This is a genomic window from Streptomyces sp. NPDC001781 (assembly GCF_053596035.1).
In genome coordinates, this window is the sequence record NZ_JBSFFI010000005.1 from 1 (window position 1) to 13,281 (window position 13,281).

Annotated in this window: 11 protein-coding genes; 2 read left to right on the forward strand and 9 right to left on the reverse strand. The window is 72.8% G+C overall.

What is annotated here, in order from left to right:
* Nucleotides 1–60 precede the first annotated feature (60 nt).
* From ACWCV3_RS05985 to lipB, 4 genes are all read right to left on the reverse strand, one after another.
* A complete protein-coding gene (locus ACWCV3_RS05985; RefSeq protein ID WP_451218998.1) occupies nt 61–762 on the reverse strand; it encodes a DUF4191 domain-containing protein in 702 nt (233 codons plus the stop codon).
* A gap of 62 nt (nt 763–824) precedes the next feature.
* Complete coding sequence (locus tag ACWCV3_RS05990; protein ID WP_451219001.1) at nt 825–1,022, reverse strand: SCO2195 family GlnR-regulated protein; 198 nt, start codon at nt 1,020–1,022, stop codon at nt 825–827.
* A gap of 230 nt (nt 1,023–1,252) precedes the next feature.
* Nucleotides 1,253–2,218: a lipoyl synthase gene (gene lipA, locus ACWCV3_RS05995; RefSeq protein ID WP_451219004.1), complete on the reverse strand. Its 966-nt coding sequence runs from the start codon at nt 2,216–2,218 to the stop codon at nt 1,253–1,255.
* Nucleotides 2,219–2,339: 121 nt separating this feature from the next.
* Nucleotides 2,340–3,134, reverse strand: coding sequence for a lipoyl(octanoyl) transferase LipB (gene lipB, locus ACWCV3_RS06000; protein ID WP_451219007.1), 795 nt, complete (start codon nt 3,132–3,134; stop codon nt 2,340–2,342).
* A gap of 252 nt (nt 3,135–3,386) precedes the next feature.
* Between lipB and ACWCV3_RS06005 the strand changes: the two genes are divergently transcribed.
* Nucleotides 3,387–4,826, forward strand: a complete 1,440-nt coding sequence (locus ACWCV3_RS06005; protein ID WP_451219010.1) for a regulator — start codon at nt 3,387–3,389, stop codon at nt 4,824–4,826.
* 60 nt (nt 4,827–4,886) lie between these two features.
* Here the strand turns inward: ACWCV3_RS06005 and ACWCV3_RS06010 are convergent, their stop codons facing one another.
* From ACWCV3_RS06010 to ACWCV3_RS06020, 3 genes are all read right to left on the reverse strand, one after another.
* Nucleotides 4,887–6,251 (reverse strand): NAD(P)/FAD-dependent oxidoreductase, encoded by a 1,365-nt coding sequence (locus ACWCV3_RS06010; RefSeq protein ID WP_451219013.1) that lies wholly within the window; start codon nt 6,249–6,251, stop codon nt 4,887–4,889.
* Nucleotides 6,252–6,445: 194 nt separating this feature from the next.
* Nucleotides 6,446–7,342 (reverse strand): TIGR01777 family oxidoreductase, encoded by an 897-nt coding sequence (locus tag ACWCV3_RS06015; protein WP_451219016.1) that lies wholly within the window; start codon nt 7,340–7,342, stop codon nt 6,446–6,448.
* A gap of 48 nt (nt 7,343–7,390) precedes the next feature.
* Entirely contained in the window at nt 7,391–8,584 is a 1,194-nt protein-coding gene (locus tag ACWCV3_RS06020) for a MarP family serine protease (protein WP_451219019.1), read from the reverse strand.
* 176 nt (nt 8,585–8,760) lie between these two features.
* Here ACWCV3_RS06020 and ACWCV3_RS06025 point away from each other — a divergent pair, with 176 nt between their 5' ends.
* Complete coding sequence (locus tag ACWCV3_RS06025) at nt 8,761–9,534, forward strand: peptidoglycan recognition protein family protein (protein ID WP_451219022.1); 774 nt, start codon at nt 8,761–8,763, stop codon at nt 9,532–9,534.
* A gap of 200 nt (nt 9,535–9,734) precedes the next feature.
* Here the strand turns inward: ACWCV3_RS06025 and ACWCV3_RS06030 are convergent, their stop codons facing one another.
* Together ACWCV3_RS06030 and aceE are read right to left on the reverse strand one after the other, a co-directional pair.
* Nucleotides 9,735–10,253, reverse strand: coding sequence for a DUF4240 domain-containing protein (locus tag ACWCV3_RS06030; protein WP_451219659.1), 519 nt, complete (start codon nt 10,251–10,253; stop codon nt 9,735–9,737).
* A gap of 119 nt (nt 10,254–10,372) precedes the next feature.
* Nucleotides 10,373–13,084, reverse strand: a complete 2,712-nt coding sequence (aceE, locus tag ACWCV3_RS06035; RefSeq protein ID WP_451219025.1) for a pyruvate dehydrogenase (acetyl-transferring), homodimeric type — start codon at nt 13,082–13,084, stop codon at nt 10,373–10,375.
* Between the last annotated feature and the right edge of the window lie 197 nt (nt 13,085–13,281).

A 13,281-nucleotide genomic window follows, 5' to 3' on the forward strand; every position in this document is an offset into this window, starting at 1 on the left:
AGGGGCGCCCGGAGACTCTCCGGGCGCCCCTTCTGGGTCGCGTGCTCGTGTCGAGAGGCCCTAGCGGCCCCTGCCGCCGCCCTTCGGCATCCGCATGCCCTTGGGCATCGGACCCTTGGGGAGCGGCATGTTGCTCATCAGGTCGCCCAGCGCCCGCAGCCGGTCGTTGGTGGCGGTGACCTGGGGGCCCGTCAGCACCCGCGGGTACTTCAGCATGGTCGTCCGCAGCTTCTTCAGCGGGACCTGGCCCTCACCGTCACCGACGATCACGTCGTGCACCGGCACGTCCGCGACGATGCGGTTCATCTTCTTCTTCTCGGCCGCCAGCAGGCTCTTCACCCGGTTCGGGTTGCCCTCGGCCACCAGCACGATGCCGGCCTTGCCGACCGCCCGGTGCACCACGTCCTGGCTGCGGTTCATCGCCACCGCGGGGGTGGTCGCCCAGCCCCGGCCGATGTTGTCCAGTACCGCGGCCGCCGCACCCGGCTGGCCCTCCATCTGCCCGAACGCGGCCCGCTCGGCCCGGCGCCCGAACACGATCGCCGTCGCCAGCAGACCGAGCAGCAGGCCCAGGATGCCGCCGTAGACGGGATGCCCGATCAGGAAGCCGATCGCGAGGAGGACGGCGAAAATGCCGAGCCCGACAGCCGCGAGTACAAGACCGATCGTCTTGTCGGCCTTACGGGTCATCTTGTACGTGAGGGCGATCTGCTTCAGTCGCCCTGCGCTCGCGGCGTCCGCCGCGGTTTCCTTCCTCGCCATGCCCACGAGTCTACGTGGCCGCCGGAGCACTCTCGACGGCGGTGCCCGGCGTAGGGCGGGGGTTACGGACGGGTGACGGCGCGGTCGAGGAACTGCTCCGCCTCGACCCGGTCCTTGGCGCGGCGGCGGTCCTCCAGGACGGAGGTCCAGGCGTTGCGGCGGGCGGTGCGCTGGCCGCCCTGGAGCAGCAGCGTCTCGACCGCGCGCAGGGCGACGGTGAAGGACGGGATGGCGGTGGCGCGGACGGGTGCGGCCTGCATGGTCGAGGTCCCCCCTCGGTGCGGGTGGTCTACGGGGCGTGACATCAGCGTCACTGATCGGTGTTACCAGCGCGTGACCGACCGGTCAAACGGTGGTGAAACCTCTGCGCGGGTTCCCCGCACGCCGACGCGGCCCCGCCATGTGCCCTCATCAGCGAGGACGGACGGGACCGCGTCGACTCGGCCAGTACCGGCCAGTAGGAACCTGTGCGTGATTTCACACGACTCGCTCACACCGCCTGGACGGCGATGTAGTCACCACGCTTCTCGATCGCCATCTGGTAGAGGCGTCCGGCGCGGTAGGAGGAACGGACCAGCGGCCCCGACATCACACCGGAGAAGCCGATCCGCTCGGCCTCCTCCTTCAGCTCCACGAACTCCTGCGGCTTCACCCAGCGCTCGACGGGGTGGTGGCGCACGGAGGGGCGCAGGTACTGGGTGATGGTGATCAGCTCACAGCCCGCGTCGTGCAGCTGCCGCAGCGCCTCCACGACCTCCTCGCGGGTCTCGCCCATGCCGAGGATCAGGTTGGACTTGGTGACCAGGCCGAAGTCGCGGGCCTCGGTGATGACCTTCAGCGAGCGCTCGTAGCGGAAACCGGGGCGGATGCGCTTGAAGATGCGCGGGACCGTCTCGACGTTGTGCGCGAAGACCTCGGGGCGGGACTCGAAGACCTCGGCGAGCTGCTCGGGCACCGCGTTGAAGTCGGGGGCCAGCAGCTCGACCTTGGTGCGGCCGGCCTCGCGGCCCGCGGTCTGGGCGTGGATCTGGCGCACGGTCTCGGCGTACAGCCAGGCGCCGCCGTCCTCGAGGTCGTCGCGGGCGACGCCGGTGATCGTGGCGTAGTTGAGGTCCATGGTGACCACGGACTCGCCCACGCGGCGCGGCTCGTCCCGGTCCAGGGCCTCGGGCCTGCCGGTGTCGATCTGGCAGAAGTCGCAGCGCCGGGTGCACTGGTCGCCGCCGATGAGGAAGGTCGCCTCGCGGTCCTCCCAGCACTCGTAGATGTTCGGGCAGCCGGCCTCCTGGCACACGGTGTGCAGGCCCTCGCTCTTCACGAGGTTCTGCATCTTGGTGTACTCGGGTCCCATCTTGGCCCGCGTCTTGATCCACTCGGGCTTGCGCTCGATGGGGGTCTGGCTGTTCCGGACCTCCAGGCGCAGCATCTTGCGTCCGTCGGGTGCGACTGCGGACACGACCGGCTCCCTGCTTGTTGCGAAGTAAGTCTTCGATTCTTCGGCGTACACCAGGGTACGCCCGTGTTCATTGGGTCCTGCCGGGGGTGAAAACCTCGCGGACGCAGGCCGCATTCCCGGATCAGACCGCGGCGGGCTTCTCGATCACCCTGGGGGCGAGGACGGCCTCGGCCATGACCTCGCGCAAGTGGCGTTCGACCACCGGGACGACCTCCTCGATGCTGATGTCCCGGCCCAGTTCGTCGGCGAGCGAGGCCACGCCGGCGTCGCGGATGCCGCACGGGATGATGCGGTCGAACCAGCGGTTGTCCGGGTTCACGTTGAGAGCGAAGCCGTGCATGGTGACGCCCTTGGCCACGCGGATGCCGATCGCGGCGATCTTGCGGTCCTCGCGTCGCTGGCCCGCGTTGGAGGGGGCGTACTCCGGGCCGTTCATGCGGGGGTCGAACTCGTCGTCGCCGATCCGGGGATCGAGGTCGAGGGAGAGGCCGCCGAGGCGCTGCTCGACCGGGTCGCCCAGCACCCAGACACCGCTGCGGCCCTCGACCCGGCTGGTCTCCAGCCCGTACTCCGCGCAGGCGCGGATCAGGGCCTCCTCCAGGCGGCGGACGTGGGCGATGACGTCCACGGGGCGGGGGAGCTTCTGGATCGGGTAACCGACGAGCTGGCCCGGTCCGTGCCAGGTGATCTTGCCGCCCCGGTCCACGTCGATCACGGGGGTGCCGTCCAGCGGCCGCTCGCCCGGCTCGGTGCGGCGGCCGGCGGTGTACACCGGGGGGTGTTCCAGCAGCAGCACGGTGTCGGGGACCTCGTCGGCGAACCGGGCGGCGTGCACCCGGCGCTGCTCGTCCCACGCCTCCTGGTAGTCGACGGCGTCCGCGCCGAATCCCATGTGGACGAACCGCAAGTCACTCACGGCAAGCGCCTCCCTAAGCCGGGCACCCCTCGTCGGGTCCTGTCAGGCGCGTACGGCGCCCACGCCACTGTACGTCCGGACGGGTGACGTCAGCCGCGCGGGTAATCCTCACACGATCGGATGAATGCCTGGGGAACTGTGCGAGGACTTGTTCACTCTCCGCTACATTCGCGCCGTTCGTGAGGCCAAAAGGGCTGTTCACAGCCCGTCCCGGCATCTCAGTGGCCTGTCAGGCAGGAGACCGCACCGCACATGACGGACCGACCCGCGCAGCGCACCCCCAACCGCCAGCTCGCCGCGCTCATCGCAGAGGCGGGGTTCTCCAACGCGGGTCTGGCCCGTCGCATCGATCAGCTCGGGCTGGAGCACGGGCTGGACCTCAGATACGACAAGACCTCCGTCACCCGCTGGCTGCGCGGCCAGCAGCCGCGCGGGACCACTCCCGCGCTGATCGCCGAGGTCTTCACCCGCCGCCTCGGCCGCCGTCTCACCGCCCAGGACCTCGGTCTGGACGCGTGTGCGCCGGTGTACGCCGGGCTCGAGTTCGCGGGCACCCCCGAGGAGGCCGTCGACATCGTCAGCGGGCTGTGGCGCAAGGACTCCGGCAGCCACGCCGAACTACGCAAGATCGCCTTCACCCCCGCCGGGCTGGTGGTGCCCAGCAGGGACTGGCTGATCGGCAAGGCCGACGACCGGGTGGCGCGCGAACCCGCCGTACGGGTGCCGGCCCAGGCGCGGCGCGCCGAGGCCGGGCCCGTGCGGGTCCCGGTGGCCGAGCGGCCCTCCGGGCACCGGGTGACCGGCGGGGACCTCGCCGCGCTGCGCTCGGTGGGGGAGCTGTTCCGGGCGCTGGACGACCAGTACGGCGGCGGGCACGCCCGGCAGGCCCTCGTGCGCTACCTGGAGCACGAGTGCGAGCCGATGCTGCGCGGCAGCTACTCCGAGCAGACCGGCCGCAGGCTGTTCGGCGCGGCCGCCGACCTCACCCGGCTGGCCGGCTGGACCTCGTACGACATCGCGGCGCACGGGCTCGCCCAGCGGTACTTCGTGCAGGCCCTGCGGCTCGCCCAGGCGGCGGCGGACCGTGCCTACGGCTCGTACGTGCTGGTCACCATGAGCCGCCAGGCCGTCTACCTCGGGCACGGGCGGGAGGCCGTCCAGTTGGCACGGGTCGCCCAGCAGGGGATCGGCACCGGCGCGGCGCCCGTCGTGCAGGCCCTGCTGCAAGCCGCCGAGGCGCGGGCGCACGCCGTCCTCGGAGAGACACGAGCGTGCACCGGCGCGCTGGTACGCGCCGAGCGCGCCCTGGAGACGGCCCGGCCCGGCGACGACGTGCCGCACTGGGCGCGCTTCTTCGACGAGGCCCAGCTCGCGGACGAGCTCGGCCACTGCCACCGGGACCTGCACCAGTTCCGTCCGGCCGCCCAGCACGCGGAGCGCTCGCTCCGGCTGCGCCCGGCCGCCCACGCCCGCAGCCGGCTGTTCTCCCGGGTCGTCCTGGCCACCGCCCGCCTGGGCCTCGGCGACCTCGACCAGGCCTGCGCCCTCGCCGCCGATGCCGCCGCCCAGGCCGCCGAGATGCGCTCGGTCCGCGCCGTGGAGTACATCCGTGACTTCGAACGCCGCCTTGAGCCCTACCGCGACGCGGCCCCGGCCCGGGGTTACCGGGAGCGGGTGGCGGCGCTGGGCTGAGGGCTGCCCCGTGATCCCCGGTGGATCAGGCCGGGGCCGGGCGCGGCGGCCGGACTCCGGTCAGGCCGCCCGCGGCATCGACGCCGGGGGGTCGGCCAGGTGCATCGAGGCGGCGCCCAGGTCCGTCAGGATGGCTGCCGTGGCTCGGGTGGCGGAGTGCAGGGCGCCCTGGAGGGTGGGGGTGTCACGGTGGTCGCCGCAGACGTAGAGGCCCGCGAGGAGACGCACCGGGCGGTGGGGGTCGTACGCGGGGCGTGTGGCCGGTACGGCATCCGGGGTGTGGTGGACCGCCAGGGTCTCCCAACGGTTCGTGGGCGTGCCGTACAGGCGGGCCAGGTGGGTGCGGACGGCGGAGTCCAGGTCGGCGGGCGGGGTGCCGAGCACCGTCGAGGAGATCAGCGTGCGGCCCGCCGGGGCGCGGCCGGGGTCGACGTTGCTGAGGACCGCCGTGTGCGCGACCGGGCCGCCCCGGTCGGCGTCCAGCAGCAGCGAGGTGCCCGTGGACAGCGCCGGGCCGGGGTCGTCGGTGGTGTGGTGGAGCACCGTCACCGGGTGGAAGTCGGGGACGCGCAGCCCCGGCAGCAGTTCGGCCGCCGCACGGGCGTCCGTGGCCAGCAGCACCGCGCGGCAGCGCAGCACGCCGTGCTCGGCGGTGGTGACCGAGGTGGTGGAGACCGAGGTGACCCGGACCCCGGTGCGCACCGTGCCCGGCGGCAGGGCGCGCGCCAGCTGCTCGGGCACTACCGCCGCGCCCCCCGCCGGCACGCTCAGCCGGCCCCCGGCGAACGCCCGCAGGGCGAGGTCGGCGCCCCGGCTGGACGTGGTCAGCTCCGGGTCGCACAGCAGCGCGGCGAGCAGCGGCCGCAGGAAGCCGTCGACGGTGCGGGCGGGAATCCCGCGCGTCGCCAGCGCGTCGGCGGCGGCCTGTTCCGGGCGGGCCAGCAGCCGCTCCACCGGGGTGGCCGCGATCCGGGACAGCGCGGCGTTGAGCCGGGCCTGGTCCCACGCCCCGCCCACCGGGGTCCCGGTCCGGCCGGGCAGCGCGGCGACCGGCCCCCTGGGGGCGCTCGCCAGGGCGCGCGCGACGTGGAGTGCGCCCCTGGCGCCCCCCACGGGTGCCGGGGCGCCCGCGCGATGCCTGCGGCCGTCCCGGTGCAGCAGCACGCCGGGCGCGAACTGCCTCAGTCCGAGCGGTTCGAGGCCCGGCACGGTGCGCAGTTCGGCGCCGGGTGTGGTCAGGGGCCGTCCGACACGGTCGAGACGGAAGCCGTCGACCTCCTCGGTCGACATGCGGCCGCCGGCTTCGGGGGCGGCCTCCAGGACTGCGGTCGTCACTCCTGCGCTGGTCAGCCGATGGGCCGCCGAGAGTCCGGCGACCCCGGCCCCCACGACGACGACGTCCACCTGGTACGCGGGCTCAAGCACGGGGCCCCTCCTGTGGTTGCGCGGCCGGTGGAGAGGTCATGCCCTCAACTGGCCCGCGGAATACGCGAGTTCGAGTCGAGGTTACGGTCATTGTCGGTCAGTTCCAGTCGCGCACCGGCAGGGCACGGTCGCACGGCGGTCGCACACGGTCATGACCGCCCGGTGCCCGCCAGGATCGCGCCTATGCCGCCGGACTACTCCGCCGCGCGGATGGTGTCCTCGATGCCGGGGAACGCGAACTGGAAACCGGACTCCAGCAGCCGCTTGGGCACCACCCGCTGACTGCCCAGCACGTCCTCCGCCATCCCGCCCAGCACCGTCCTCAGCAGTGCCGCCGGCACCGGGAACGGGGTCGGCCGGTGCAGCACCCGGCCCATCGCCTCGGTGATCTCCTGGTTGGTCAGCGGGTGGGGCGCCGTCAGGTTGAACGGCCCGGACAGGTCCTCACGGTCCAGGATGTGACGGATCGCGGCGACCTCGTCGTGCAGCGCGATGTACGACCAGTACTGACGGCCGCTGCCCAGCCGCCCGCCGAGCCCCGCCTTGAACAGGGGGAACATCCTGGCCCACGCCCCGCCGGCGGCGGACACCACCAGACCGGTGCGCACGAACGCCGTCCTGACGCCCGCCTCCCGCACCGGGGTGGCCGCCTCCTCCCACTCCTCGCACACCGAGGGCAGGAACCCCTCCCCGGGCGGTGCGTCCTCGTCCGTGATCCGGTCGCCGGTCTCGCCGTAGAAGCCGATCGCGCTGCCGTTCACGAAGACGCGCGGCGGCTCCGGGAGGGAGGCGACGGCCTCCGCGAGCGCGGTCGTGCCGAACACCCGGCTGTCCCGGATCACCCGCTTGTACTCCGGCGTCCAGCGCTTGTCGCCGATCCCCGCGCCCGCCAGGTTCACCACCGCGTCGACCCCGGCCAGCCCGGCCGCGTCCACGTAACTCTTCTCGGGGTCCCAGCGGACCTCGTCCGGGCCCTGTGGTGCGCGCCGGACCAGCCGCACCACCTGGTGCCCGTCGTCGGTCAGGGACCGCACCAGGGCGCTGCCGATGAGACCGGAGGCGCCGGTCACCGCGATTCGGGAGGATTCCATGATCCCAGCATGCCCCGCGAGGGCGGGATCAGAGCGCCTGTCTACTCCCTACGACGTGATCAGCTCACCCGTGTCCACCGGTGCCGTCGCCGTTCGCGCGCGGGCCGCGTCCGCCGAGACCTCCGACGCCGTCAGCACGTACCCCGTCCCGGAGCTGGAGGTGGAGCGGGCGAAGACCACACCGAAGACCCGGCCGTCGGTGGTGAGCAGGGGGCCGCCGGAGTTGCCCGGGCGGACGGTGGAACGGATGGAGTAGATCTCGCGGGTGACCGAGCGGTCGCTGTAGATGTTCTGGCCGGTCGCCCGCACCCGGTTCGCCACCGTCGCCGCCTTGAGGTCCAGGCTGCCGTCCTGCGGGTAGCCCGCGACCACCGCGGACTCGCCGCGCCGCGCGGAGGAGTCGAAGGGGAGCACCGGGGTGCGCAGAGCGGGTACGTACAGCACCGCCACGTCCTTGTCCGGGTCGAACAGCACCACCCGCGCCCGGTAGGCCGGGCCCACCCCGCCGATCCGTACCGTCGGGGCGTCGATGCCGGCCACCACGTGCGCGTTGGTCATCACCCGGCGGGGCGCGTACACGAAGCCGCTGCCCTCGCGGCCCTCGGCACCCGCCGAGCCCTCGATCTTCACCGTGCTGCGCCGGGCCGCCTCCGTGGCCGCCGGGGTCACACTGTCGCCGGAAGGCTCGGCCACCTGCGCGGTCGACTCGTTCTCGAAGGGGTTGAAGACCTGCGGGAAGCCCGCCTCCGTCAGCGCGGAGGTGGCTCGCGAGAACCAGGCGGGGGTGGTCTCCGGCATCGTCTGCTGCACCGCGCCCAGCAGGGCGGAGTTGCGGATCGCCGTGGTCACCGTCTGCGAGGGGGCCGCGCCCAGCACGCTCGCCGCGACCCACGCCACGAGGAGCACGGCGACCCCGTTGGCCGCGGCGCCCCCGATGCCGTCCGCCACCCGCAGCGGGTTCGGGCCCACCCGGTCCATCCGGCTGCGCAGCCGCAGCGCCAGGCGGCCCGCCAGCTCGTGCCCGACCATGCCCGGCACCAGCACGGTGAGCACCGCGACCACGGTGGCCGCCGCGGAGCCACGCGCCACCAGCCCCGTCACCCACGGCAGCGCCCACACGCCGATCGCCGCGCCGCCCACGAAGCCGGCCAGCGAGACACAGCCGGCCACCAGACCGCGCCGGTACCCGGAAGCCGCGTACAGCAGGATCACCAGCACGAGCAGCACGTCGAGCAGGTCCACGAAGCCGCCTTTCTCTCGGACCCCCCAATACGGGCGGGACAGGCCCGCTGATCAGTCGCAGCCCCAGGGCTTCCCGTATGTGTGTACCCACAGAAACGCCCCGGACCTGGACGATGGTTCCACCGGGTGGCACACCACACATCGCGGACCCGCCGCGCCGGACCGACAGTGGGACCATGAAGTGGACGTGCCCGTGGCGTGCCGCGCGCCTGCCCGGCGTCCTCGCGGCCCTGACCGCCGTGGCAGCGCCGCTGCTGCTCGCAGGGGGCAGCGAGCGTGCCGTCACGGCCCGTCCCGCGCAACCCGCGCCCCGCACCGCGCCCGCCCCGCACCGCGCGCCCCGCCCGGTCATCCTGCCCCGCTCCGCCTGGCTCGACCGCGCCACCCTGCGCCGTCAGCCCCCGCCGCGCTACGACGACCGGGTCGTCGCCGTCTTCGTCCACCACACCGACTCGCCGAACGACTACGACTGCGCCGACGCCCCGCGCGTCATCCGCTCGCTGTACTCCGGCCAGACCGGCGCACGGAACTGGGACGACATCGGCTACAACTTCCTCGTCGACCGCTGCGGCACCATCTACGAGGGACGGGCCGGGGGCGCCGACCGGGCGGTCACCGGGGCCCACACGCAGGGGTTCAACCACCGCTCGACGGGCATCGCGGCGCTCGGCACCTTCACCGCGGGCGCCACGGTCCCGGCGGCCATGACCGACGCCATCGCCGCGCTCGCCGCCTGGAAGCTCGGCCACTCCGGCACCGACCCCCGTGCCCGCGTCCGCCTGACCTCCACCAGCGACCTCAGCCGCTACCACTCGGGCACCCCCGCGACCCTCCCCGCGATCGCCGGCCACAACGCCGCCTACGCCACCACCTGCCCCGGCGCCGCTCTCACCGCCGCCCTCCCCGCCGTCCGGGCCAGGGCAGCGCGTCTCCAGGGCCGCGCCCCTTAGGGCTGTCCCGTAGCCCCCGACGCCGCGCGCCCGCCCGGGGTTACGGGACTGCCCTCAGGGCCTCCCGTGTGGATCATGCCGGGCTCGCGGGGTCCGGGATCCGGCCTGATCCGAACGGAAGACCCTGGCCCACCGCCCGCAGGGCGGCCGCGCGAAGGGCCCCACGAACACGCCGCGCCGCCGGCCGGCTCGACGGCCGCTCACGGCCTGAAGCGGGCCCACAGCATCGGATAGCGGTCCGCCAGGGTGCCGTCGTTCTCGAAGTCGACGGGGGCGCCGGAGGGCTCGCCGGGCGCGGGGGCTATACCGAGGTCGGGGGCGACGGTCCCGGTCAGGCGTTCGTATGCCTCGTCGGCCGCGTAGCCGAGCTCCTCGCCGTCGCCGTCCATCTCCTCGTCGAACTCGTCGAGGAGCTCCGCGAGGGAGTCGGGGTCGTGGAGGGCGCCCTCGAAGACCTCGCGGCCCTGGCCGATGAGCCAGCAGCGGAAGTAGTCGAAGGCGTCGTCGCTCGCGCCGTCCAGCAGCAGCCAGGCAGCGCCCCACAGGTCCCAGCGGTAGGCGCGGTTGTAGCGGGCCTCGAAGTGACGGGCGAAGTCCAGCACCATGTCCGGGTCGAACTGGAGGAGCCGGTCCACCAGCAGGTCGGCCTGCTCCTCGGGGTCGCCCTCGGCGGCCTCGCGGGTGGCGTCGATGAGCTCCCAGAACTCCGTCTCGTCCATCACGCCACCAGCATCGGGCCTCCACCCCCGCCCCGCACGCGGAACGGTGTGGGAACCGGCGGGAGAACGGTGAAGGGGTACGGCAGCACGCCGTACCGCTTCACCGGACCCTCAGGAGGTCACAGCCCGTACTTCTCGCGGGCTTCCTTCACCGACGTCGCCTTGACCCCGCCGCGCCTGGCGAGCTGGGCCAGGGCCGCGACCACGATCGACTCGGCGTCGACACCGAAGTGCCGGCGGGCCGCAGCGCGGGTGTCGGAGAGGCCGAAGCCGTCCGCGCCCAGCGAGGACCAGTCCTGGTCGACCCACTGCGCGATCTGGTCCGGGACCTGGCGCATGTAGTCGGAGACCGCGAGGACGGGGCCCTCGGCGCCCTGGAGCGCCCGGCGCACGAACGGCACCCGCTCCTCGCCGCGCAGCAGGGCCGCGTCGGCGTCCATCGCGTCCCGGCGCAACTCGGACCAGGAGGTCGCGGACCACACGTCGGCGGCCACGCCCCACTCCTCGGCCAGCATCCGCTGCGCGTCCAGCGCCCAGTGGATCGCCGTGCCCGAACCCAGCAGCTGGATGCGCGGGGCGTTCGCCGGGACGGTGACGCCCGCGGACTCGGCCGTGTTGAACCGGTACAGGCCCTTGACGATGCCCTCGTCGATGCCGGGGACAGCGGGCTTGGCCGGCTGCGGCATCGGCTCGTTGTAGACCGTCAGGTAGTAGAAGACGTCCCTGTCCTCGCCCGGCGCGGCCTCGCCGTACATCCGGCGCATACCCTCCTTGACGATCGCGGCGACCTCGTAGGCGAACGCCGGGTCGTACGTCAGCGCGGCCGGGTTGGTCGCGGCGATCACCGGGGAGTGGCCGTCGGCGTGCTGGAGGCCCTCGCCCGTCAGGGTCGTACGGCCGGCCGTCGCGCCGACGAGGAAGCCGCGGCCGAGCTGGTCGCCGAGCTGCCACATCTGGTCGGCCGTGCGCTGCCAGCCGAACATCGAGTAGAAGATGTAGAACGGGATCATCGCCTCGCCGTGCGTCGCGTACGCGGTGGACGCGGCGATGAAGTCGGCCATCGAACCGGCCTCGGTGATCCCCTCGTTGAGGATCTGGCCGTTCTTGGCCTCCTTGTAGTACATCAGCTGGTCGCGGTCGACCGGCTCGTACGTCTGGCCCTTGGGCGAGTAGATGCCGAGCGAGGGGAACAGCGACTCCATGCCGAAGGTGCGGGCCTCGTCGGGGACGATCGGCACCCAGCGCCTGCCGGTCTCCTTGTCGCGGACCAGGTCCTTGACCAGACGGACGAACGCCATGGTGGTGGCGACGTTCTGCGAGCCGGAGCCCTTGTCGAAGGAGGCGAACGCCTTCTCCGCCGGGGCGGGCAGCGGCGCGAGGGGGTGCACCCGGCGGGCCGGGGCCGGACCGCCGAGGGCGGCGCGGCGCTCCTGGAGGTAGCGGACCTCGGGGGAGTCGGCGCCCGGGTGGCCGTAGGGCACCTGTCCGTCGGCGAAGGCACTGTCGGAGATCGGCAGCTCCAGCAGGTCCCGCATCGCCTTGAACTCGTCCACCGAGAGCTTCTTCATCTGGTGGTTGGCGTTCTTGGAGGCGAAGCCCGGGCCGAGGGTGTGGCCCTTGACCGTCTGGGCCAGGATCACGGTCGGGGCGCCCTTGTGCTCGACGGCCGCCTTGTACGCGGCGAAGACCTTGCGGGCCTCGTGACCGCCGCGCGAGAGGTGGAAGCACTCGAGGATCTTGTCGTCGCTCAGCAGCTTCGCCATCTCCACCAGCGCCGGGTCGCCGCCGAAGAAGTCCTGGCGGATGTAGGCCGCGTCGCGCGTCTGGTAGGTCTGGATCTGGGCGTCCGGCACCTGGCGCAGCCGGCGGACCAGCGCGCCGGTGGTGTCGAGCTGGAACAGCTCGTCCCAGGCGGTGCCCCACAGCGTCTTGACCACGTTCCAGCCGGCGCCCCGGAACTGGGCCTCCAGCTCCTGCACGATCTTGAAGTTGGCGCGGACCGGGCCGTCCAGGCGCTGCAGGTTGCAGTTGATGACGAACGTGAGGTTGTCCAGCTCCTCACGCGCGGCGAGCGCGAGGGCCGCCGTCGACTCCGGCTCGTCCATCTCGCCGTCACCGAGGAACGCCCACACGTGGGACGCGGAGACGTCCTTGATGCCGCGGTTGGTCAGGTAGCGGTTGAACCGCGCCTGGTAGATCGCGGAGAGCGGGCCGAGGCCCATCGACACCGTCGGGAACTCCCACAGCCAGGGCAGCCGGCGCGGGTGGGGGTACGACGGCAGGCCGTTGCCGCCCGCCTCCTGGCGGAAGTTGTCCAGGTGCGCCTCGTTCAGCCGCCCGTCCAGGAAGGCGCGGGCGTAGATGCCGGGGGAGGCGTGGCCCTGGATGTAGAGCTGGTCACCGGAGCCGTCGGCGTCCGGGGACTCCTTGCCCTTGAAGAAGTGGTTGAAGCCGGTCTCGTACAGCCACGCGGCCGAGGCGAAGGTGGCGATGTGGCCGCCGACGCCGTGCTTGCTGCCGCGGGTGACCATCGCCGCCGCGTTCCACCGGTTCCACGCGGTGATCCGGGTCTCCATCGCCTCGTCACCGGGGACGCCCGGCTCGGCGGCGGTGGGGATGGAGTTGACGTAGTCCGTCTCCAGGAGCTTCGGCAGCGCGACACCGCCCGCCTCGGCACGCTCCAGCGTGCGCCGCATCAGGTACGCGGCGCGGTGCGGGCCCGCTTCCCTGGCCACGGCGTCCAGGGAGGCGCGCCACTCGGCGGTCTCCTCCGGGTCGCGGTCCGGGAGCTGGTCGAGCGCGCTCGGCTGGATGGCGTTGGGGTCGGTCATCTCGCCGCCTTCCTCAGTCGAAGGGGAAAGCCCTCATGGGTGAGGGTTCTGGGTTGCCCTTGGTCTTTGGCAGGACAGGGCGAGAACTCGGTAGAAGTCCGTCGGTGACAATAACTCCCTGATCGATGATCGATCAAAGGTTTGGGGGCGAAAACCAGGTCTGAACCCAAAAGTAGGCACCCGGTGTCTTTCGTACA